This window comes from Kocuria sp. CPCC 205258 (assembly GCF_040981005.1).
Taxonomy (GTDB): Bacteria; Actinomycetota; Actinomycetes; order Actinomycetales; family Micrococcaceae; genus Kocuria; species Kocuria rosea.
This window is the reverse complement of sequence record NZ_JAVKPS010000004.1, coordinates 118,170-140,694: the sequence shown is the minus strand read 5'-3', so window position 1 is coordinate 140,694 and position 22,525 is coordinate 118,170. Positions and strand designations below refer to the sequence as shown.

Here is a 22,525-nt window from a genome sequence, read left to right as displayed (position 1 = left end):
CGGCGGCGGGCGGGGCGCCATCCAGCCCACCGCACCGAGAGGAGGCAGACCCGTGCAGCGCCCGATCGCCGTCAACACCTGGGTGTGGGAGTCCCCCCTCACCGACGCGAACCTGCCTGCGCTCCTGGCGAGGATCGCGGACATGGGCTTCGACGCCGTCGAGCTCCCGCTGGAGAACGTCGGCGACCTCTCGGCCGGGGTGGTGCGGGACGCCCTCGGCGGGCTCAGCCCGCTGCTCGTCGGCGCCATGGCGCCCGGGCGCGAGCTCGTCCTGGCGGACGACGCCGTGATCGCCCGCACCCAGCACTATCTCAGCGCCTGCATCCGGCTCGCCCACGACATCGGCGCGCCGGCCGTGTGCGGGCCCTTCTACGCGCACACGGGCCGGGTGTGGCGGATGGACGCGGCGGAGCGCGCGGACGCCTACGCGCAGCTGCGGCGCCGTCTCGCCCCGCTGGCCGCCGAGGCCGAGGCCGCCGGGGTGGTCCTCGGCATCGAACCGCTCAACCGCTACGAGACGTCCCTGCTCAACACCACCGCCCAGGCGCTCGAGGCCCTCGGGCCGCTGCTCGGCCACGGCGTGGGGCTGGCCCTGGACACCTACCACCTGAACATCGAGGAGCGCTCCTCCGCCGACGCCGTCCGGGCGGCCGGCCCGCACCTCGTCCACGTCCAGGTCTGCGGCAACGACCGGGGAGCCCCCGGCGGGGACCAGACGGACTGGACGGGCATCTTCGACGCCCTGGACGCCGTCGGCTACACCGGCGCCCTCAGCATCGAGAGCTTCACCGCCCGCAACGCCAGCATCGCCACCGCCGCCTCGATCTGGCGGCCCCTGGCCGAGAGCCAGGACCAGCTCGCCGAGGACGGACTGGCGTTCCTGCGCTCGTGCGCCGCCCGGTCCCCAGGAGGACACCCATGACCACCACCGTGCCCGACCCCGCCGCTCCCCCCGCCCACGGGAGCGCCCTCCTGGGCGTCGCCGTGCTCGGCCACTCCTTCATGGGCAAGGCCCACTCCAACGCCTGGCGCAACGTCAACGCCTTCTACCCCACGCCCCGCGTGGCGCAGAAGGTGCTGGTGGGCCGGGACGCCGGGCACGTGGCCGAGGCCGCCCGGCGGTACGGCTGGGAGGAGAGCGGCACCGACTGGCGGTCGGTGCTGGAACGGGACGACGTCCACGTCGTCGACATCTGCACCCCCGGCCACCTGCACGCCGACATGGCCGTGGCCGCCCTCGAGGCCGGCAAGCACGTGCTCGTGGAGAAGCCGCTGGCCAACACGGTGGCCGAGGCCGAGCGGATGGCGGCCGCCGCGGCCGCCGCCCGGACCCGCGGCGTCCACTCCATGGTGGGCTTCAACTACCGCCGGGTGCCGGCCCTGGCACTGGCCCGGCAGCTGATCGCGGACGGCCGCGTGGGCCTGGTCCGGCAGGTCCGGGTCAGCTACCTGCAGGACTGGCTCGCCGACGAGCACGCGCCCATGACCTGGCGCCTGCGCCGGGAGACCGCCGGGTCCGGGGCGCTCGGCGACCTCGCCTCCCACGCCGTCGACCAGGTGCGCTTCCTCCTGGACTCGCCGGTCACGTCCGTCTCCGGGACGCTCACCACGTTCGTCCCCACCCGGACGGGGGAGGACGGCCCCGAGCCGGTGACGGTCGACGACGCCGCCTGGGCCACCCTGCGCACCGCCTCCGGGGCGGTGGTCGGCCTGGAGGTCTCCCGCTGCGCCACCGGCCGCAAGAACGCCCTCGGGATCGAGGTCTACGGATCGCTGGGCGGGCTGCGCTTCGACCTCGAGCGGCTCAACGAGCTGCACCTGTTCGACGCCACCGCGCCGCCGGACACCCAGGGCAGCAGCCGGATCCTTGTCACCGAGGCCACCCACCCCTACGTGGGGGCGTGGTGGCCGGCCGGGCACGTCCTGGGCTGGGACCACACGTTCACCAGCCAGGCCGCCGAGCTCCTGCGGTCCATCGACACGGGGACCCCGGCCGCCCCCGGGTTCGAGGACGGCCTGGAGGTCCAGCGGGTGCTCGCCGCCGTGACGGACAGCGCGGCGCGCTCCGGCGCCACCGTCCACCTCTGACCCCGGACGAGCGGAGCACCGCTCTCCCCGACCCGAAGGACCGACGATGGGACACCACCCCTACACGCTGTTCACCGGCCAGTGGGCCGACCTCCCGCTCGAGGAGGTCGCCGAGCTGGCGGCCGGCTGGGGCTACGACGGCCTGGAGATCGCCGTCTCCGGCGAGCACCTCGACGCCTGGCGGTGGGACGACGACGCCTACGTCCAGGACCGGCTCGACATCCTCGAGCGCCACGGCCTCGGGGTCTGGGCCATCTCCAACCACCTCAAGGGCCAGGCGGTCTGCGACGACCCGATCGACTTCCGGCATGAGTCCATCGTGGGACCCCGGGTCTGGGGCGACGGCACGCCCGAGGGAGTGCGCACCCGCGCCGCCGAGGAGCTGCAGCACACCGCACGGCTCGCGCGGAAACTGGGCGTGGACACCGTGGTCGGCTTCACCGGGTCCTCCGTCTGGCAGTACGTGGCGATGTTCCCGCCCGTCTCCCAGGACGTGATCGACGCCGGGTACCAGGACTTCGCGGACCGGTGGAACCCCATCCTGGACGTCTTCGACGAGTGCGGGGTGCGCTTCGCCCACGAGGTCCACCCCTCCGAGATCGCCTACGACTACTGGTCCACGCACCGGGCGCTGGAGGCCATCGGCCACCGCCCGGCCTTCGGACTGAACTGGGACCCCAGCCACTTCCTGTGGCAGCAGATCGACCCGGTGGCGTTCATCTCCGACTTCGCGGACCGGATCTACCACGTGGACTGCAAGGACACGAAGATGCGGACCGGCGGTGGGCGCAACGGCGTCCTGTCCTCGCACCTGCCCTGGGGCGACCCCCGCCGCGGCTGGGACTTCGTCTCGACCGGACGGGGGGACGTGCCGTGGGAGGACAGCTTCCGGGCCCTCACCGCCATCGGCTACGACGGACCGATCTCCGTGGAGTGGGAGGACGCCGGCATGGACCGCCTCCGGGGCGCCCCCGAGGCCCTGGCCTTCCTGAAGCGCTTCGACTTCGCCCCCTCCGGCGCCTCGTTCGACGCCGCCTTCCGGCAGTAGCCGGCCCGGGGCGGCACCCCGGCGGGCCCCGGTCCGGGGCGTACCCCGGTGTCAGCCGAACGGCGTCGTGGACACCGGCGGTCCGCAGGCGCACGATGGAGACCCACACCGCAGGAGGAACCATGGGCGAGGTCGGCCGGCAGGCCACGAGGGCGGCCGACGCCGCGGACGACGCGACGGACTCCCGCGGGTTCGTCCTCGCGGCCCGCGCCGGGTACGTGGCGGCGGGTCTGCTGCACGTCATGATCGGGGTCATCGCGCTGCGCGTGGCCACCGGCGGCTCGGGCTCGGCGGACCAGTCGGGGGCGGTCGCCGCGCTCGCCGGCAGCCCGGGCGGCACCGTCCTGCTGTGGGCGTGCTTCCTCGGCTGCGCGGCGCTCGCCGTCTTCCTGTTCAGCGAGATCTTCTTCGGCGCGACGCAGCGCTCGGACCGGGACCGGCTCAAGCACCGCGTCAAGATGGGCGGCCAGGCGGTCGTCTACGGCGCCATCGGCGCCGTGTTCGGGACCTACGCCCTCGGCGGCACGAGCGACAGCAGCGGGTCCACCCAGTCGCTCAGCGCCCGGCTCATGGCGCACCCGGCCGGCACGGTCCTGCTGATCGTCGTGGGGCTGGGCCTCGTCGTCGCCGGCGCCTTCTTCGTCCACCGGGGCGTGACGAGGTCCTTCCGGGAGAACCTGAAGCGCCTGCCGCCGGGCACGGCCGGCAGGGCGGTCATGTGGCTGGGCACGGCCGGCTACGCGGCCAAGGGCGTGGCCCTGGCCGTGCTCGGGGTGCTCGTCGTCGTCGCCACGGTGCGCAGCGACCCGGAGCAGTCCTCGGGGCTGGACGGTGCGCTCAAGGCCCTCCAGGAGCAGCCCTTCGGGGCGTGGATCCTCGGGGCCGTGGCCCTGGGCCTCATCTGCTACGGCGTCTTCATGGTGGTCCGGGCCAGGTACCAGCGGATGTGACCGCGCGCTCCCGGCGGGCCCTCCTGGCGCGCCGCCCGGGCGTCCGGAGCTGCCGGCCGACCGGCCTTCGCGGGGCGCGGCACGAGGAATAGAATGGTCCCATCCGCACCGCGGTCACCTGGGGGACGCCATGTCTGAAGAGCAGCACACCGTCAACGAGGACGCGCCGTCGTCGGGCTACCGCCTCCTGGACCGGTTGAACCAGATCGCGCTCAAGATCTACGGCGCGGCCGATCGCGTGGCGCCGGAGACCCACGGCGCCGGGGAGAGCGAACGGGCCCACGCCTGGTACGAGGAGTGCCAGAAGCACTTCGTGATCGAGCGGGACGAGCACGGCAACGAGTACCTCTACCACCGCGACGACTCCCGCGGCGGCCCCCGGGCCGGGACGTCCCGCAACTGACGGCCCCGCGCGTCAGCGCATCGCGCGCAGCGCGTCCACCAGCGCCGTGGTGCGCCGGCCGAGCAGCCGCGACAGGTCCCCGGTGACCAGGTCCAGCGCGCCGTCCTCGATGTTGGCGTCCAGGGCCACCAGGAACCGCGCGGTGCTCTCGTCCACGCCGGTCCGCTCCAGCTCCGCCAGGTGCTGCTCGGGCGTGAGCCGACGGTAGGTCACCTCCCGGTCCAGGACCTCGGTCAGCGCGGCGGCCAGCTCGTCGAAGCTCCACGCCACGTCCCCCGAGAGCTCGTAGGTCTGCCCCGCGTGGCCGTCCTGGGCGAGGACCGCGGCGATCGCCTCCGCGTAGTCCTCGCGGGTGGCGCTGGCCACCCGGCCGTCCCCGGCACTGGCCAGGACCACGCCGGTGGTCTCCGCGTGCCGCAGGGCCGGCTCAAAGTTCTCGGTGTACCAGCCGTTGCGCAGGATCGTGAACGGGAGCCCGGACGCGGCGATCGCCTCCTCCGTGGCCAGGTGCTCGTCGGCGAGCAGCAGCTTCCCGCGGTCGGCGCCGAGGGCGCTGGTGTAGACGAGGCGGGACACCCCGGCCCGGACGGCGGCGTCGACCGCGTTCCGGTGCTGGGGAACCCGGATCCCCACCTCGCTGCTGGAGATGAGCAGGACCGTGTCCGCCCCCGCGAACGCCTCGTCGAGGGTCGCGGGCTCGGTGTAGTCGGCCCGGACGGTGGCCAGGCCCAGCTCCCGGAGGGCGCCGAGCTTCTCCTCGTCGCGGCCGGCGGCCACGAGGTCCGGCAGCTGCACGTCCAGGCGCAGCAGGGAGCTGATGACGTGGCGGCCCAGCCGGCCGGTCGCGCCGGTGATGACGATGGACACGGTGTTCCTCCCGGTGGTGGCCCGGCCGCTGCCGACGGTGGCCGGCGGGGCCCGCCGGCACCCGCCCGGCGCGGCGGTGTGTCCTGTGCAACGGGCGGCGCCCGCGGCGTATTTCCGGCGTGCGGTCCCGGCGGCCGCGGGGCCGATCGCCTCCGGAGGAACCCGGCCTCCGTGTCCGGGGCGGCGCGTAGCCTGGTGCCATGAGCCTCGCCCAGAAGATCAACCGTGTCGTCGCCCCCTTCGAGGTCATCTCCGACTACGTGCCCGCCGGCGACCAGCCGAGGGCCATCGAGGAGCTCGCCGCGAGGATCGAGGCGGGGGAGAAGGACGTCGTGCTGCTCGGCGCCACCGGCACCGGCAAGTCCGCGACCGCCGCGTGGCTCATCGAGCGCGTCCAGCGGCCCACCCTCGTCATGGTGCAGAACAAGACGCTCGCCGCGCAGCTCGCCAACGAGCTGCGGGAGCTGCTGCCCAACAACGCCGTCGAATACTTCGTGTCCTACTACGACTACTACCAGCCCGAGGCCTACGTGCCGCAGACGGACACCTTCATCGAGAAGGACTCCTCCATCAACGAGGAGGTCGAGCGGCTGCGGCACTCCGCGACCAACGCGCTGCTGACCCGCCGGGACGTCGTCGTGGTCGCCACCGTGTCCTGCATCTACGGCCTGGGCACCCCGGAGGAGTACGTGGCGCAGATGGTCACGCTGCGCCGGGGGGAGGAGATGGACCGCGACGAGCTGCTGCGCCGGTTCGTGAACATGCAGTACGCGCGCAACGACGTCGACTTCCACCGCGGCACGTTCCGCGTGCGCGGGGACACCGTGGAGATCATCCCCATGTACGAGGAGCACGCGGTCCGGGTTGAGTTCTTCGGCGACGAGATCGAGTCGATCTACACCCTGCACCCGCTCACCGGGGAGATCATCCGGGAGGAGACGGAGATGTACGTCTTCCCCGCCTCCCACTACGTGGCCGGCGCGGACCGGATGGCCACGGCCGTGAAGTCCATCGAGGACGAGCTCGCCGCGCGGCTCAAGGAGCTGGAGTCCCAGAACAAGCTCGTCGAGGCCCAGCGGCTGCGGATGCGCACCACGTACGACCTCGAGATGATGGAGCAGATGGGCTACTGCAACGGCATCGAGAACTACTCGCTGCACATCGACGGCCGCCCCCGCGGGTCCGCCCCGCACTGCCTCATCGACTACTTCCCGGACGACTTCCTGCTGGTGGTCGACGAGTCCCACGTGACGATCCCGCAGATCGGCGGCATGTACGAGGGCGACATGTCCCGCAAGCGCACCCTCGTGGAGCACGGCTTCCGGCTGCCCTCGGCGATGGACAACCGCCCGCTGAAGTGGGACGAGTTCCTGGGGCGCATCGGCCAGACCGTCTACCTCTCGGCCACTCCGGGCAAGTACGAGCTGTCCCAGGCGGACGGCTACGTGGAGCAGATCATCCGGCCCACCGGGCTGATCGACCCCGAGGTGGTCGTCAAGCCGACCAAGGGGCAGATCGACGACCTCCTCGACGAGATCAACGCGCGGGTCGAGCGGGACGAGCGCGTGCTCGTCACGACCCTCACCAAGCGCATGGCCGAGGACCTCACCGAGTACCTCATGGAGCACGGGGTCAAGGTCCAGTACCTGCACTCGGACGTGGACACCCTCCGCCGCGTGGAGCTGCTGCGCGAGCTGCGGATGGGCACGTTCGACGTCCTCGTGGGCATCAACCTGCTGCGCGAGGGCCTGGACCTGCCCGAGGTCTCCCTGGTGGCGATCCTCGACGCCGACAAGGAGGGCTTCCTGCGCTCCACGACGTCCCTCATCCAGACGATCGGCCGTGCCGCCCGCAACGTCTCCGGCCAGGTGCACATGTACGCGGACCGGATCACCGACTCGATGGCCACGGCCATCGAGGAGACGAACCGGCGCCGGGAGATCCAGGTCGCCTACAACACGGAGCACGGGATCGACCCGCAGCCGCTGCGGAAGAAGATCGCGGACATCACCGACCAGCTCCAGCGCGAGGAGGAGGACACCCGGGAGCTGCTCGCCCGCCGTGCCGCCGCCGGCAAGAAGACCGCGCCGACCGGGGCGAAGGGCGGGCGGGACGCCGTGGCGGCCGCGGAGGACAAGCTGCGCCGGGACGGGTTCGCGGCCGCGCCGGCGGAGGACCTCACGGACCTCATCGCGCAGATGACGGAGCAGATGCAGGCCGCGGCCGCCGAGCTGCAGTTCGAGCTCGCCGGGCGGATCCGCGACGAGCTCGCGGACCTCAAGAAGGAGCTGCGGCAGATGCAGCAGGCAGGGCACGCCTGAGCCCGCTCCGGCCGGGACCGGGACCCGGGGCCGCGTCCGTTCCCGGCGTTCTCCCAGGTTCGGGTAGAGTGCTCTCCGCGTAGGGGAGTATCCCTCAGCGCTGCGGTCGTCAGCACGCCGGGCAACGGAGCCGGGCCGGTCGCAGCGACCGCACCTCGGCACCCGGGCCTCCAGCCCGCCGGGGACGGTGGAGAGACTTGCGGCTCATCGTGATGCCCCGGTCCGCCCCGTTCCCCGGACGACGCCGGCCCGCGGGCTCACCCATCTCCAAGCGAAAGAACTCGCGTGCACACACAGCTACCTGCGTGGTTCGAGATCGGCTCCTTCGTCGTTCTCGGCTGCATCCTTCTCTTCGACCTGATCATGGTCGCCAAGCGCCCCCACGAGCCCTCCATGAAGGAGGCCGGCATCTGGGTGGGCGTCTACGTGGCCCTCGCCCTCGTCTTCGGCGCCCTGATGTTCGCCTTCGCGGGCGCCGAGCAGGGCACACAGTTCGTGGCGGGCTGGATCACGGAGTACAGCCTCAGCATCGACAACCTGTTCGTGTTCATCGTGATCATGACCCGGTTCGCGGTGCCGCGGAAGTACCAGCAGGAGGTGCTGATGGTGGGCATCATCATCGCGCTGGTCCTGCGCGGGATCTTCATCCTGCTGGGCGCCACGATCATCGCGAACTTCTCCTGGGTCTTCTACCTCTTCGGCGTCTTCCTGCTCTGGACGGCGTACCACCAGGCCAAGGACGACGGCGAGGACGAGTCGGAGGAGAACGGCCTCATCCGCAGGCTGCGCACCGTGGTCCCCATGACGGACCGGTACGACGGCAACAAGCTGCGCACCACCGTGGACGGCAAGAAGCTCTTCACCCCGATGCTCGTCGTCTTCGTGACCATCGGCGTGACCGACCTGATGTTCGCCTTCGACTCCATCCCGGCGATCTTCGGGCTGACCCAGAGCCCGTTCATCGTCTTCACGGCCAACATCTTCGCCCTCATGGGCCTGCGCCAGCTCTACTTCCTGCTCGGCGGGCTCATGGAGCGGCTCATCTACCTCAAGCACGGACTGTCGCTGATCCTGGCGTTCATCGGCGTCAAGCTCATCCTGCACGCCATGCACGAGAACGAGGTGCCCTTCATCAACGGCGGCGAGCACATCGGGTGGGCCCCCGAGATCCCCACCTTCGTGTCCCTGGGCGTGATCGTGGCCATCATCGTGGTCGCCACGGTCGCGTCGATGGTCAGCCCGAAGGGCCGGTCCGCCCACGCCGTCGCCGAGCTGCACCGGGCCATCGAGGTCTACCGGGGCATCCCGGAGGGCACCCCCACCCAGGAGATCCGCATCGTGCAGGCCGAGCTCGTGCAGAAGCACCGTGCGGCCCGCGGCGCCGCGGAACGCTCCGCCGTGGAGCTGCCCGACCTCCACGAGCACACGGGCAAGTCGGCGGAGGAGCACCACAGCGAGAGCCGGCACCTGGAGCACGCGGAGCACCGGGAGGCCCGGCACTGAGCGCCCCCGCGGGCTGAGCGCTAGGGACCGTCCTCGACGGCCCGCGCGGGCAGGGGCCCGGTCCGCCGCGCGGCGGACCGGGCCCCTGGCCGTGCCGGCCGGGACGTCCGTATAGACTGGGCCGAGCCTAGGGGAGTATCCCTCAGCGCTGTGGACGTCAGCACGTCGGGTGCCACAACCCGGCCGGACGCAGCGGTCGAGCCCAGCACTGGACCGGAACGGTCCGGCGGGAACGGCGGAGAGACTTACGGCTGTCCCGTACTCGACCCCGAAAGCAGAACCATGGAAGTCTCACTCACCGTCTGGATCGTCACCATCGCGGCCATCATCGGCCTGCTGCTCTTCGACTACGTGTTCCACGTGCGCAAGGCCCACGAACCGCAGCTCAAGGAAGCCGCGATCTGGTCCGCGATCTACGTGGGCATCGCCCTCCTCTTCGGCCTGTTCGTCCTCGTCCAGTGGGGCGGCCGGTACGCCGGCGAGTACTACGCCGGGTACATCACGGAGAAGGCGCTGTCGGTCGACAACCTCTTCGTCTTCCTCATCATCATCGCGTCCTTCAAGGTCCCGCGCGAGGACCAGCAGAAGGTCCTGCTCTTCGGCATCACGTTCGCCCTGATCGCCCGCACCGCCCTGATCTTCGTGGGCGCCGGGCTGATCAACCAGTTCGCCTGGATCTTCTACCTGTTCGGTCTCATCCTGCTGCTGACGGCCGGCTCCCTGATCAAGGGCGAGCTGTCCGAGTCCGCCCACGACGAGGCGGACAACTTCATCATCCGCACCGCCAAGCGCTTCATGCACACCTCCGACGAGTACGACGGCGACAAGCTGTTCACCATGGAGAACGGCAAGAAGGTCATGACGCCGATGCTGCTCGTGATGGTGGCCATCGGCGGCACCGACGTGCTCTTCGCGCTGGACTCCATCCCCGCGATCTTCGGCCTGACCCAGCAGACCTACCTGGTGTTCACCGCCGTGGCGTTCTCCCTCATGGGCCTGCGCCAGCTCTACTTCCTCATCGACGGGCTCCTGGACCGCCTCATCTACCTCTCCTGGGGCCTGGCGATCATCCTCGGCTTCATCGGCGTCAAGCTCATCCTGCACGCCCTGCACGAGAACAACCTGGGCTTCATCAACAACGGTGAGCACGTGGAGGTCGTCGAGGTCGGCATCAGCCTCTCGCTGACCGTGATCGTGGGGGTGCTGGTCATCACCGTCCTGGCCTCCCTCTACAGCCCCAAGGGCCGGGCCCTGCGCGTGCTCAACGGCCTGCAGACCGTCGCCGAGCGGTACGTGACCCTGCCGCAGGACGCCCCCGCCGGGGAGCGCCAGAAGCTGGCGGAGAAGGCCGCGAAGTACCAGCGGCAGATGCCGAAGATCTCCGACAAGCACCGCCAGGAGCTGCTCGAGTCCGAGAAGCAGTTCCACGAGCTCCTGGACCGCGCCCGCGGCAAGCACCGCGAGTTCGAGCGCACCGGGGTGGGCCCGGAGCCGGACGCCGTGCCGGCCCCGGAGGCCGAGGCCCTCTCCGGTGCCCGGGCCGAGACCCAGGAGGCGGCCGGCACCACGACCCCGGACGCCCCCCGCGGCGGCGGCAGCTCCGCCGTCTGAGCCACCCCTCCCGGTGCCCCGCGCACCGGGAGCAGGAGCCCCCGGCGCGCACCGAGCAGGTGCGCATTGGGGGCTCCGTCGTCGTGGGAGGGGCCGCCGGGCGGCCCCGGCTCAGCGGCCCGTCTCGGTGATGGGCCCGACGTTGTCCACGACCACCGCGGGGAAGCCGTCCGCGTCCGAGACCCGCAGGTCGATGCGGGCGTTGATGCCCCAGTCGTGGTGGCCGTCCGGGTCGTCGAAGACCTGCACCACGGTCCAGAACCCCGGCAGGCCCTCGGGCTGCTCATCGATCCGGATCAGCCCCGGCCCCCTCGACTGGGGGTCCGTGTAGATGTCCTCGTGCTCGCCGAAGTACGCGTCCATGGCGTCCGCCCACCGGTTCCGGTCCCAGCCGTGCTCGCCGTCGAGGGCGCCCAGGACCTTGTCCTTCTCGTCCGCGAACAGCTCGACGCGCTGGAACAGGGCGTTGCGCACCATGACCCGGAACGCCCGCGGGTTGGACGTGATCACGGGGGGCTGCTCGTCGATGAGCTCCTCCAGGGAGTCCGCGGAGGTGCCCATGGGGGACTCCTCCCCGGCGGCCAGCTTCTCCCACTCGTCGAGCAGCGAGTTGTCGGTCTGCCTGATGAGCTCGCCCAGCCACTCCACGAGGTCCTCGAGGTCCTCCCGGAGCAGGTCCAGGGGCACGGTCTGGCGCAGCGCCTTGTAGGCGTCGGAGAGATAGCGCAACAGGATGCCCTCGGACCGGGCCAGACCGTAGAACTGCACGTAGTCGCCGAACGTCATGGCTCGCTCGTACATGTCCCGCACCACGGACTTGGGCGTCAGCTCGAACTGCGCCACCCACGGGGCGCCGGTGCGGTACGTCTCGAACGCCTGGGTCAGCAGCTCCTCGAGCGGCTTGGCGTAGCTGACGTCCTCGAGCTCCTTCATCCGCTCGTCGTAGTCGAGGCCCTCGGCCTTCATCGACGCCACGGCCTCCCCGCGGGCCTTCTTCTCCTGCATGTTCAGCACCTGGCGGGGCTTCTCCAGGGTCGCCTCGATCACGGAGACGACGCCCAGGGCGTAGCCCGGGTCCTCCCGGTCCAGCAGGGTGAGGGCGGCGAGGGCGAAGGGGGACAGCGGCTGGTTGAGGGCGAAGTTCTCCTGCAGCTCCACGGTCAGCCGCCAGGTGCGGCCCTCCTCGTCGGGCTCCGGGAGCTTCTCGACGACGCCGGCGGCGCGCAGCTCCTTGAGGATGCCGATGGCCTGCTTCAGCAGGGCGCGCTGCCGCGGCCGCGTCTCGTGGTTGTGGGTCAGCAGGTGCCACGCCGCGAGCACCGGGTCCCCGGGGCGCTGCAGGAGGTTGAGCAGCATCGAGTGGGTCACCGTGAAGGACGAGGTCAGCGGTTCCGGATCGGAGGCGACCAGGGTCTCGAACGTCGGCTTCCCCCAGGACACGAAGCCCTGCGGCGGCTTCTTCCGCACCACCTGCCGCAGCTTCTTCTGGTCGTCGCCGAACTTCGCGTGGGCCTTCTTCATTGCCTTGTTGTTCTCGATGACGTGCTCGGGCGCCTGGACCACCACGGTGCCCGCGGTGTCGTAGCCGGCCCGCCCGGCCCGGCCGGCGATCTGGTGGAACTCGCGGGCGTTGAGCCGGCGAGTGCGCTCGCCGTCGAACTTGGACAGCGCCGTGATGACCACGGTGCGGATGGGCACGTTGATGCCGACCCCCAGGGTGTCGGTGCCGCAGATGACCTTGAGCAGCCCCGTCTGGGCGAGCTGCTCCACGAGCCGGCGGTACTTGGGCAGCATCCCGGCGTGGTGGACCCCGATGCCGTGGCGGACCAGGCGGTTGAGGGTCTTGCCGAAGCCGGCCGAGAAGCGGAACCCGGCGATGAGCTCGCCGATGCGCTCCTTCTCCTCCTTGGTCAGCACGTTGACGGACATCAGGTTCTGGGCCTGGTCCATGGCCTGCAGCTGGGAGAAGTGCACCACGTAGACCGGGGCCTGGCTGGTGCTCAGCAGCTCCTCGAGGGCCTCGTGGATGGGGTCCTCGGACCAGTAGTGGTGCAGCGGGATGGGCCGCTCCGCGGAGGACACCGTCGTGGTCGGGCGGCCCGTGAGCTCGGTGATCCCCTCCTCGAAGCGGGAGACGTCCCCGAGCGTGGCGCTCATGACCAGGAACTGCGCCTGGGGCAGCTCCAGCAGGGGCACCTGCCACGCCCAGCCGCGCTGCGGGTCGGAGTAGAAGTGGAACTCGTCCATCACCACGGGCCCCACGTCCGCGTCCCGGCCCTCGCGCAGGGCGACGTTGGCGAGGATCTCCGCGGTGCAGCAGATGATGGGGGCCGCGGCGTTGACCGCGGAGTCCCCGGTGACCATGCCGACGTTCTCGGCGCCGAAGATCTCCACGAGCGAGAAGAACTTCTCGGACACGAGCGCCTTGATCGGGGCGGTGTAGTACGAGCGCTGCCCGGCGGCCAGACCCGCGAAGTGCGCCGCGACGGCCACCGTGGACTTCCCGGACCCGGTCGGGGTCGCGAGGATCACGTTGGACCCGCTCGCGAACTCGAGCACGGCCTCGTCCTGGGCGGGGTAGAGCTCCATGTCCCGGGAGGCGATCCAGCCGAGGAACCCCTCGTAGACCTCGTCCCCGGACAGGGCGTTGGTGGCGAAGTCGCCGCGGTAGTACGGGTGGCCCGGGGTGCCGAGCTCGGGGGAGAGGGCTTCGAGGAGTTTCATCGTCCTCCACTGTATCGGGACGGCGCGTCCCGGCCCGTGCCGGTTCCGCGCCGCCGGGGCCCGCGCGAGGACGGCGGGGCACTGGCCGGGACGCCCCGGGTCCAGCAGACTGGGCCCATGACGCACGTCACCGACCCGATGCCCTCGGACCTGGAGATCGCCCAGGCCGCCCGGCCCCGCCCCGTGAGCGAGATCGCGGCGGCCGCCGGGATCGCCGCCGACCGCCTGGAGCCCTACGGGCGCTTCGTGGCGAAGGTCGACCCGCGCCCGGACGAGGTGTCCACCCCCGAGGAGGCCGCCGCGCGCAAGCACGCCCGCGGCGTGCGGTACGTGGTGGTCACGTCGCTGACCCCCACGCCGCTCGGCGAGGGGAAGACGGCCACGGCGGTGGGCCTGGCTCAGGGCATGGCGGCCACCGGCCGCTCCGCCGCCCTGACCCTGCGCCAGCCGTCCATGGGCCCCACGTTCGGGATCAAGGGCGGGGCGGCGGGGGCGGGGTACGCCCAGCTGCTGCCGATGGACAAGCTGAACCTGCACCTGACCGGGGACTTCCACGCCGTGACGGCCGCCCACAACCTGCTGGCGGCGATGATCGACAACCACCTGCACCACGGCAACGCCCTGGGCCTGGACGCCCGCTCGATCACGTGGCGGCGGGTCCTCGACGTCAACGACCGGGCGCTGCGCACCGTGGTGGTGGGCCTCGGCGACCACCAGGACGGTGTCCCCCGCCAGACGGGCTTCGACATCACGGCCGCGTCCGAGGTGATGGTGATCCTCTCGCTCGCCACGTCCTTCGCCGACCTGCGCCGGCGCCTGGGCCGGATCGTGGTGGGCGCCACGTACGACGGCGAGCCGGTCTCCGCCGAGGACCTCAAGGCCGCCGGGTCCATGGCGGTGCTGCTGCAGGACGCCTTCCAGCCCAACCTGCTGCAGACCCTCGAGGCGACCCCGGCGCTGGTCCACGCCGGACCGTTCGGCAACATCGCGACCGGCAACTCCTCCGTGGTCGCCGACTACGTGGCCATGGCCCACGCCGACTACGTCATCACCGAGGCCGGGTTCGGCGCGGACATGGGCCTCGAGCGGCTGGTCAACGTCAAGGCCAGGGCCTCCGGGCTGACCCCGGACGCGGCGGTGCTCGTGACCACGGTGCGGGCGCTGAAGACCCACTCCGGCCGCTACAGCGTGCGCCCGGGCAGGGCGCTGCCGGCGGAGATGCTGCAGGAGAACCCCGGGGACGTGGAGGCGGGGGCGGCGAACCTGCTCCACCACCTGGCGATCGCCCGGTCCTTCGGGATCTCCCCGGTCGTGGCGATCAACGCGTTCCCCGGGGACCACCCCTCGGAGCACGAGGCGATCCGCCGGATCGCCCGGGCGACCGGGGCGGAGGTGGCCGTGTGCACGGCGGTGTCCGAGGGCGGCGCCGGGGCGGCCGAGCTCGCCGACGCTGTGGCCGCGGCGTGCGAGCATCCGGCCGGGTACACCCCGACCTACGGGCTCACCGAGTCCCTCGAGGACAAGCTCACCGCGGTCGCCACCCGCGTCTACGGCGCGGACGGCCTCGAGATCACCCCGGCCGCGGAGCACCAGCTGGCCCGCTACGAGGAGCTCGGCTACGGGGGGCTGCCGGTCGTCATCGCCAAGACCCACCTGTCCACCACTGCGGACCCGGCCCGCAAGGGAGCGCCCACGGGGTGGTCCCTGCCCGTCCGGGAGCTGCGCGCCGCCGTGGGCGCCGGGTACCTCTACGCGATCTGCGGGACGATGCGCACCATGCCGGGACTGGGCACCTCCCCGGCGGCCGAGCGGATCGGGATCGACGACGACGGGCGCGTGACCGGCCTCTTCTGAGGTCCGTCCCTCCGGGACCCGCCTCGTCCCGGACCTGTCCGGTCCGGGACCCGCCCCGTCCGAGCCCTGTCTCGTCCCGGACCTGGACTCGCCGGCTCACGGGCGGGGCAGCAGCTCCTCGCCGGGGCCGTGCCGCCGCAGCATGCCCTCGGCGGGCGCCCACCACAGGACGGCCGCCCAGGCGTAGGCGGCCCCGGCCACGGCCGCCAGGTCGGTCCACAGCGACCCGGGGCCGCCGGCCCAGGTCCACAGCACCCAGGACGCGGCGCCGCCGACGGCCGCCGCGGCCGGCACGACGGCGAGCGTCCAGGCGGGCCGCACCCACCCGGCCAGCAGCAGGACGCCGACCGCCAGCAGCGCCAGGGCCAGCGCGGCGGCCCGCGCTCCGGCGCCGTCCGGCACGAGCCCCGGGAGCCCGGCCAGGGCCGCCACGGCCCAGACCGCCACCGCGGCCGGCACCACGAGGACCGCCCGGCCGACCTCGTCCAGGCCCTCGCGGCTCGGCACGCGCCCCGCGAGCACCGCACTCAGGCGCTCCAGGACGAGCACGCCGAGCACCAGCAGCAGGACGGCGGCCGCGCGCCCGGACGGCACAGCCGCCCCGAGCGGGAGCAGCAGGGACAGGGCGGCCGCACCCGCGAGGGCGGACCGCCGCAGCGCACCGCCGCGGGCGGCGGCGACGTCCTCGGCAGTGACCACCGGGACGGCCGATCCCGCAGGCACCCCGGGGGTGGCCCGGGCCCGGGGAGGCGGCCGCTCCCCGGCGGCTTCCCGGACGGCCGCCCACCGTCGCAGCGCGCGCCGCCCCGTCCGCAGGAGGGACAGCACGAGCACCGTGGCGACCGCCGCGAGCAGGGCGGCACCGGGCCAGGACCACGCCCGTGCCTCCGCGCCGACCGGGCCCGCGGCCGGCCACAGCCCGGCCATCAGCGCGACGGCGACCAGGGCGGCGCGCACCGGGGTCACCACCGCGGGCACGAGCACGAGCAGGGGCTGGAGGACGAGCAGCAGGACCTCCCAGACGGGGCGGGGCAGGTCCGGGGTGCCGGCCAGGGCCCGCCCCAGCACGCGCACCCCGCGCGAGGCCAGCGAGAGGCGGTGCCCCGGCGCCAGCCGGTCCAGCCCGTCGGCGCTCGCGCCGACGGCCGCCCGGCCGCGGGCGGGGCAGCCGTGCCCGGCGTCGCGCAGCAGGGCGTCCTGCAGGCCGGCGACGACGGGGTCGACCGTCGGGCTGCTCCCGGCCGGGGAACCGCCGGGCGCGCCCGGCAGGGTCGTCGAGGTCGGCGGTATCGTTGGGGTCGTCGGAGACGTCGGGGGCGACGCCGGAGCGGCCGCCGGCAGCCCGCGCAGGAACCCGGCGACCCCGGCCGCCGCGTCGAGGCGTCCCCACCACCAGTCGTGGGCCCGCCAGTCCGCGGCCAGGAACCCCCGGAAGTTCAGCAGCCCCGCACCGGCCAGCTTGGCGCCCGCCGGCATCCGCTCCTCGGCGTCCGTGAGCAGGCGGGCGAGCTCCCGGCGATCGGCCCCCGGTGCGTCGAGGGCCTGCTGGAGGCGGTTCCGGGCGAGCGCCGCCCGGAGCGCGGGGAACGCGTCCGGCGCCGCGGGGGCCTGGTCGCCGCGGATCTCCCCGTAGGCCACGGGGGACACCGCGGCGGGGATCCCGGCAGCGGCCAGGAGCGGGGGCAGGTCGGCCGCGGCCGGCGCCCGGTCCCCGGCGGGGATCCTCGACCACGGGGACGCCTCCCAGACCGCGCGGCGGGCCGCCCGGCCGGGGACGTCCGCGTCCAGGTGCTCGTCCACCGCGGCGCGCAGGCCCCGGAGCCCGTCCACGACCGCGTCGAGCTCGGCCCAGGAGGCGTCCGCCGGCCGGTGCCCCGCGCCGGCCGCGCCGAGCCAGGGGTCCACGGCCTCCGTGAGGTCTGCCGCCGGGTCCGCGACGGCGGCCAGCACGGCGTGGAAGCGCCGGTCGCGCTCGTGGCGGGCCCGCGCCAGCACCCGGTAGGCGCGCTCGCGGGCGAGGGACCGGTCGAATCGCCCGGCCGGTCCGGCCGGCCCGTCGAGGCCCAGCTCCTCCAGCACGCGCACCCAGGACAGCACGCAGGACGCGGCGTCGAACAGGGCCTGTGCCCCGCGCAGCACCGCGGCGGCGGCGGGGTCCTCCAGCGGGCCCCGGGAGAGGGCGTCGTAGCGCCGGAGCAGCTCCGCCCGCAGCGGGTCGAGCGCACGGGGCGGCCGGGCCCGCAGGGCGTCGCGCCGGGCCAGGGTCGAGGTGAGCTGCCACTGCGCCGGGCGGGTCAGGAGGCGGGACAGCAGGTCGGCGTCGGTCCGGGCCCGGTAGCGCAGGTAGGCCCGGCGCCGCTCATCGACGGAGGCCTCGTCCCAGCCCCCGATCAGCGCCGCGAGCGGGTGCAGCCGGCCGCCGGCCACGAGCTGGGCGTCCAGGTAGTCGGACAGGGCCAGGACCTCGTCGTCGTCGGACTCCCGCCGCGGCAGCCGGGAGACCGTGGCGGCGAGCGTGCCCACGAGCCGCGGCAGGTCGCGCACGAAGGGCACGGCACGCTCGCGGTGCGGCGGGTCCGGGTCGAGGTACAGCAGGGCCCGGTCGGCGTGCCGCAGGGACGTCCTGGTGCGCGCGGCCTCCAGGGCCCGGTCGATGGGGATGTTGTCGAACACCCCGCCGTCGACCACATGGTAGGGCAGCTCCGCAGGGTCGCGGTGGGCGCCGAACGCATGGCTCAGATCCGGGCGCCCGGCCGCCGGGGCCGGGGCGCCCCGCGGGCCCGGGGTCGGGGCGGACCACACCGAGGCCGGCTCGAAGGCGCCGGGGAAGGAGGACGTCGCCCGGGCGGCGTAGGCCAGCCGGGACAGCGCGGCCGCGGCCTGCTCGGGGGCCGTGTCCCGCCCCGGGATGTCGTTGTCCAGGGACGGGCCGGGGGAGCCCGGCTCCGGGGAGGAGAAGTGGAAGTCGCTGCGCCCCTCCGCCGACGCGCTGTAGGGGGAGGGGTCGCTGTCCAGGACCGTCGCGGAGAGCTCGACCGTGACGTGCTCGGCCACCAGCTCCGGGTGGTGCTCCGGGCTGCCCCGGAGCGCCAGGAGCGCCTCCAGCAGCCGTGGCCACAGGTAGTCGTCGCCGCGCAGCAGGGAGTCCACGGGGTGCCGTCCGAGCGGGCGCAGCAGCCGGCCGAGGGCGCCGTGCTCCGTCCAGATCCGGCCGAGGGCGTCCAGGTCGGAGCCCGCGCGCTGGGCCACGGCGTGCACCACGCCGTTGAGCCCGCCGGCGCTGGCCCCGGCGAGCAGGTCGATGTCCACCCGGTCGTAGCCGGCGTCCGCCAGCAGCTGCGCGTACACCGCCGCCCGCTCCTCGAGCGCCGGGTCCGGGGTCTCGGCGGGGTGCAGGAGGTAGGCGTGCAGCGCTCCGCGGCCGTCCCGGTGGATCCGGATCCGGCGCAGGATGTCCAGTTCGGCCACCGCGCCGCCGATCCACACGGCGAGGCTCACGCCGCCGCGCATGGCGAGGGCGAGGCGGAGGGTGCGGCCGAACGCCGGCGCCTGCCCGGCGGTCGCCCCGGCCAGCCCCCGGGACGGCGGCAGGAGGGTCAGCGGCAGGCCCGGGGGCTCACCCGACAAGGGCCGCGAACGCCCGCCCCGGCCCGGGCCGGCGGGTCAGGTCGTGCCGGAGGTCCTCGAGCGCCCCCCGCCGCTCGTGGCCGTCGTCGAGCAGCTCGGCCACGGCGTCCCGCACCTCGGCGGCCGACAGGGCGTTGGGGTCGAGCACCGTCCCGAGCCCCGCCGCCTCGAGGGCCGCCGCCCCGGCGAACTGGTCCGTGGACATCGGCAGCAGCAGCAGGGGCACCCCGGCGGTGAGCGCCTCGGTCACGCTGTTGTTCCCGCCGTGGGAGACCGCGACGCTCGCGCGGCGCAGCAGGGTGACCTGCGGCAGGGTGCCGCGCACGAGCCAGGACTCCGGGACCGGGCCCAGCTCGGCGGGCCGGGTGGCCCCGGCCGCGAGGGCGACCCGCACGTCCAGGCCGCGGAGGGCCTCCGCGACCCGGGCGAGCACGTCCCCGCGCACGGACAGGAAGCTGCCGAGGCTGATGTAGACGATCGGGCGGTCCGAGCCGGCCAGCCACGCGGCCACCTCCGGGTCCTCGGCCTCCTCCCGGACGGCCGAGCCCAGGAACGTGTGCTCGGGCAGCGCCCGGGTCCGGTGCTCGTCGTGGAGCTCGCCCGGATAGTTGAGCAGGAGGTCGTCGCCGGTCTCCGCGAAGGCGTCGGCGCTCGCCGGGGTCCCGGGGGCGATCTGCTGCAGGGCCTCGTTCCACTGCTCCGTGAACTCGTCCCGCACCGAGGAGCACAGCCGGTGCAGCGCCTCCAGCTCGGCCGGGGACGGGCGCAGCCGGCCGGGCCAGACGGGCGGGTGCCCGTAGACCTCGCCGGCCACCGTCAGGGCCGAGGGGTGGCCCAGGACCACGTCGGCGTGCCGGATCCCGGACCCGGTCAGGGCCAGGCGCGCCGCGAAGGCCAGGTGGTCCACGACCACCTGGTCCGGCCGGACGCGGTCCACCACGTCCTGCACCCGCCGCGCGGTGCCCAGCGGGTCCCAGAGCAGGTCGTCGCGCCGGGCCCGGGCCTGGAAGGCCAGGGTCTCCGCGGGGCCGCGGCGGGTGGCGGCGAAGAACCCGCGCAGGGCGTCGTCCTCCCCGGGCGGCTGCTCCTCGGCCCGGATGACCCCGGGGTTGGAGCCGCGGCCCAGCGGCAGGATCTCGACCTCGAAGCCGAAGCCCCGGGCGATGGCGGCGGTCGCGGGACCGGTGGCCACGACCACCCGCTCCCCGGCGTCCCGCCACGCGGTGGCCAGGGTCGCGAGGGGGAACAGGTGGGAGGCGTAGTCCGGGCTGATCACGAGCAGGGTCACGGGGTGGGGCTCCTGTCGGCCGTGTGCGCCACGGCGTCGTCGTAGACGGAGGTGAGGGCGGTCGCCATCCCCTCGATGCTGAAGCGGTCGCGGACCATGGCGCGGGCCGCGTCGGCGGTGCGCTCCGCGTCGGGGCGCGCCGCCAGGTCGAGGGCCAGGTCCACGGCCCGGGCCAGCGCGGCGGGGTCGCCGGTGTCGACGAGGACGCCGGTGACGCCGTCGGCCACGAAGGTGGCCGGCCCGCCGGCGTCGGGTGCCACGACCGGCAGCCCGGTGGCGAGGGCCTCGACCAGCGCCACGCCGAACTCCTCCTTGAGGCTCGCGCAGACGTAGACGCCGGCGGGGGAGGACAGGCCCGGCCGCCCCCGCCGCACCGCGGCGAGCCAGGCGGCCACGGTGGCGTGGGGGCGGTGGCCGGCCAGGAGCAGGCCGGCGCTCGCGGCCTCGTCCCGGGGGAGAACGGCGTCGATCCGGGTGAGCTGCTCCCGCTCGTCGGCGGAGGGGGAGACGAGGTCCCCGCCGACGACGAGGAGGTTGCAGCGGTCCCGCAGCCCGGCGTCCCGGGCCCACGCCTCGACGAGCGTGCCCGTGCCCTTCACCCGGTGCAGGCGGCCCACCGTGACCACGAGCGGCAGTCCGCGCCGGGCGGCGGGCAGGGCCGCGAGCACGGTGTCGAGCTCCGCGAGGTGCGCTCCGGCCCCGGTGCGCACCTGCGCGGCGGCACGGTCCACGGCGCCCAGGTCGATGCCCTCCGGCACCACCGTGCACCGCCCGGGCTCGTCCAGGTCCACGTCGAGCAGCGCGCGGGCGTCCCGGGCCAGGTCCGGGCGGGGGAAGAGCACCAGGTGCTCCGCCCGCGCCGCGAGGTCGGCGAGCAGGCGCACGCGGAACCACAGGTGCTCCACGCGGTCGGCCGCGCCGAAGCCGGCCCGGGTCAGGGTGCCGGCGCGCTCGCGGGCGGCGACGAGCGCGTGCGGATCGGGGGCCATCGTGAGCACCCACGGGATGCCGAGCTCCGCGGCCACCGCCGCGGCCGCCATCGAGCCGACGTCGGCCATGCGCAGGTGCAGCACGTCCACGGGGCCGGCCCGGCGCAGCACGCGCCGCAGCCCCCGTTCCGCGGCCACCCGCCGCGGCCAGGCGTCCGCCATGTGCACCGGGGGGCCGGTGAAGGGGACGACGCCGAAGACGTGCCCCGCCCCCGCCGGACGGGCCGTCGCCGCCCGCGCCTCGTCGTGGGTGCCGCGGGACACCGTGAGCACCCGGGCGACGCCGCCGGGGCCGTCCGGGGCGCTGAGGGCGTCGCCCAGCTGGGCGAGCAGCGTGGCGATCCCGCCGTTGTCCCCCCGACCGGAGAAGGTGAGGTCCCGGTCGATCTCCGCGTGGAGGAACGGCTGCAGGACCGTGAGCCCGTCCCGGCCGGTCGCCGGGTCGGGCTCCGCGGCGGCGTGGAGGTCGGCGAGGGCTAGCCGGGCCACGGCGGCGAGCGGACCGTCGGCGTCGGCGCACGTCCCGGCCACGTCCGCCAGGTCGGCCACGGACTCGGCGCCGGTCTGCCGGCGGTCCACCAGGGCCTCGAGGGCGGCCCCGCGGACGTCCTGCTCCTCGCCGGGACTGCCGGCCAGGGCGCGGAGCCGTGCGGCGGGCCCGGCCCCGGGGACGAGCCCCAGGGTCTCGGCGAGCCGTGCGCGGGGTCCGGGGGCGACGGCTCCCGCGAGGGCGTGCTCGAGAGCGGTCCCGACCGTGTCCGGTGCCGCCGGGGCCCAGGCCTGCAGGGTGCGCTGGGCCAGCATGCCGGGGAAGCCGCCGTCGGCGACGAGGTCGGCGAGGTGCGCTGCGGCGCGGGGGAGGGGCGCGCGGTCGGTGAGCACCCATGCGGTGTGCTCCCGCAGCCACGGCTCGTCGTCGAGGAGCGCGGTGAGGAGCGTGTCCGCCCGGGACCCGGGCACGGAGGCGAGGGCATGGACGGCGGCGATCGCCGCGACGTGGTCGTCGCGCCGGCGGATCTCCTCCGCGAGCACGGGCAGCGCCCCGGCTGGATCCCCCCGGACCGCCTGCAGCAGGTCGTCGGCGCGGCGGATGCCGTCGAGGATCGAGGGGGCGCGGCGGACGGCCTCGAGGGCCTCGTGCGTCGCCGCGCCGGTGCGCTCTGCGCTCGTTGACGGGGCGCGGGGCGCGGCGAAGGTCATGGGCCTCACCGTAGCCGAGGCCCGGTCCCGCGCACAGCGGGTCGCAGGGATT

At 74.1% G+C, this 22,525-nt stretch carries 13 protein-coding genes and 1 pseudogene; 9 read left to right on the top strand and 5 right to left on the bottom strand.

The genetic code is table 11. From position 1 onward, the window contains the following. Positions 1-52: 52 nt before the first annotated feature. The 5 genes from RF644_RS08955 (at position 53) to RF644_RS08935 (ending at position 4,489) form a co-directional block, all read left to right on the top strand. The gene (locus RF644_RS08955) at positions 53-922 is read left to right on the top strand and encodes a sugar phosphate isomerase/epimerase family protein (RefSeq protein ID WP_368796261.1); all 870 of its coding nucleotides are present in this window, start codon (positions 53-55) and stop codon (positions 920-922) included. Further along, positions 919-2,088: a Gfo/Idh/MocA family protein gene (locus tag RF644_RS08950; protein ID WP_368796260.1), complete on the top strand. Its 1,170-nt coding sequence runs from the start codon at positions 919-921 to the stop codon at positions 2,086-2,088. Before RF644_RS08955 ends, RF644_RS08950 begins: the two co-directional genes overlap by 4 nt. Positions 2,089-2,134: 46 nt before the next feature. Next, entirely contained in the window at positions 2,135-3,136 is a 1,002-nt protein-coding gene (locus RF644_RS08945; RefSeq protein WP_017832829.1) for a sugar phosphate isomerase/epimerase, read from the top strand. 95 nt (positions 3,137-3,231) lie between these two features. Beyond that, positions 3,232-4,086: a DUF1206 domain-containing protein gene (locus RF644_RS08940; RefSeq protein WP_368796259.1), complete on the top strand. Its 855-nt coding sequence runs from the start codon at positions 3,232-3,234 to the stop codon at positions 4,084-4,086. A gap of 130 nt (positions 4,087-4,216) precedes the next feature. Beyond that, positions 4,217-4,489: a hypothetical protein gene (locus RF644_RS08935; protein ID WP_017832827.1), complete on the top strand. Its 273-nt coding sequence runs from the start codon at positions 4,217-4,219 to the stop codon at positions 4,487-4,489. A gap of 12 nt (positions 4,490-4,501) precedes the next feature. Here RF644_RS08935 and RF644_RS08930 read toward each other — a convergent pair whose 3' ends face one another. Further along, entirely contained in the window at positions 4,502-5,356 is an 855-nt protein-coding gene (locus RF644_RS08930; RefSeq protein ID WP_031282667.1) for an SDR family oxidoreductase, read from the bottom strand. A gap of 200 nt (positions 5,357-5,556) precedes the next feature. On the opposite strand from RF644_RS08930, the gene uvrB reads away from it, so the two are divergent. The 3 genes and pseudogenes from uvrB to RF644_RS08915 all read left to right on the top strand — a co-directional run bounded on the left by uvrB (position 5,557) and on the right by RF644_RS08915 (position 10,791). Continuing rightward, on the top strand, positions 5,557-7,677 hold the full coding sequence (uvrB, locus tag RF644_RS08925) for an excinuclease ABC subunit UvrB (protein WP_035923984.1): 2,121 nt from the start codon (positions 5,557-5,559) through the stop codon (positions 7,675-7,677). 285 nt (positions 7,678-7,962) lie between these two features. Then, positions 7,963-8,922, top strand: a pseudogene (locus tag RF644_RS08920) (TerC family protein); the annotation flags it as partial. Positions 8,923-9,462: 540 nt separating this feature from the next. Further along, complete coding sequence (locus RF644_RS08915; protein WP_368796258.1) at positions 9,463-10,791, top strand: TerC family protein; 1,329 nt, start codon at positions 9,463-9,465, stop codon at positions 10,789-10,791. Positions 10,792-10,902: 111 nt separating this feature from the next. Here the strand turns inward: RF644_RS08915 and RF644_RS08910 are convergent, their stop codons facing one another. Next, positions 10,903-13,515, bottom strand: coding sequence for a DEAD/DEAH box helicase (locus tag RF644_RS08910; RefSeq protein WP_368796257.1), 2,613 nt, complete (start codon positions 13,513-13,515; stop codon positions 10,903-10,905). A gap of 117 nt (positions 13,516-13,632) precedes the next feature. Here RF644_RS08910 and RF644_RS08905 point away from each other — a divergent pair, with 117 nt between their 5' ends. After that, entirely contained in the window at positions 13,633-15,369 is a 1,737-nt protein-coding gene (locus RF644_RS08905; protein WP_017832821.1) for a formate--tetrahydrofolate ligase, read from the top strand. Positions 15,370-15,465: 96 nt separating this feature from the next. Here the strand turns inward: RF644_RS08905 and RF644_RS08900 are convergent, their stop codons facing one another. From RF644_RS08900 to RF644_RS08890, 3 genes are read right to left on the bottom strand one after another with little or no spacing between them, the layout of a single operon-like run. Then, positions 15,466-18,996: a DUF3376 domain-containing protein gene (locus RF644_RS08900; protein ID WP_368796256.1), complete on the bottom strand. Its 3,531-nt coding sequence runs from the start codon at positions 18,994-18,996 to the stop codon at positions 15,466-15,468. Further along, entirely contained in the window at positions 18,986-20,284 is a 1,299-nt protein-coding gene (locus RF644_RS08895; protein WP_368796255.1) for a glycosyltransferase, read from the bottom strand. The genes RF644_RS08900 and RF644_RS08895 overlap by 11 nt, the downstream gene beginning before the upstream one ends. Further along, positions 20,281-22,473, bottom strand: a complete 2,193-nt coding sequence (locus RF644_RS08890) for a glycosyltransferase (protein WP_368796254.1) — start codon at positions 22,471-22,473, stop codon at positions 20,281-20,283. Before RF644_RS08890 ends, RF644_RS08895 begins: the two co-directional genes overlap by 4 nt. Positions 22,474-22,525 lie beyond the last annotated feature (52 nt).

Coding starts and splice junctions, on each gene's coding strand:
- RF644_RS08950 (WP_368796260.1), top strand. CDS start 919: ATGACCACCACCGTGCCCGACCCCGCCGCTCCCCCCGCCCACGGGAGC.
- RF644_RS08945 (WP_017832829.1), top strand. CDS start 2,135: ATGGGACACCACCCCTACACGCTGTTCACCGGCCAGTGGGCCGACCTC.
- RF644_RS08940 (WP_368796259.1), top strand. CDS start 3,232: ATGGAGACCCACACCGCAGGAGGAACCATGGGCGAGGTCGGCCGGCAG.
- RF644_RS08935 (WP_017832827.1), top strand. CDS start 4,217: ATGTCTGAAGAGCAGCACACCGTCAACGAGGACGCGCCGTCGTCGGGC.
- uvrB (WP_035923984.1), top strand. CDS start 5,557: ATGAGCCTCGCCCAGAAGATCAACCGTGTCGTCGCCCCCTTCGAGGTC.
- RF644_RS08915 (WP_368796258.1), top strand. CDS start 9,463: ATGGAAGTCTCACTCACCGTCTGGATCGTCACCATCGCGGCCATCATC.
- RF644_RS08910 (WP_368796257.1), bottom strand. CDS start 13,515: ATGAAACTCCTCGAAGCCCTCTCCCCCGAGCTCGGCACCCCGGGCCAC.
- RF644_RS08905 (WP_017832821.1), top strand. CDS start 13,633: ATGACGCACGTCACCGACCCGATGCCCTCGGACCTGGAGATCGCCCAG.
- RF644_RS08890 (WP_368796254.1), bottom strand. CDS start 22,473: ATGACCTTCGCCGCGCCCCGCGCCCCGTCAACGAGCGCAGAGCGCACC.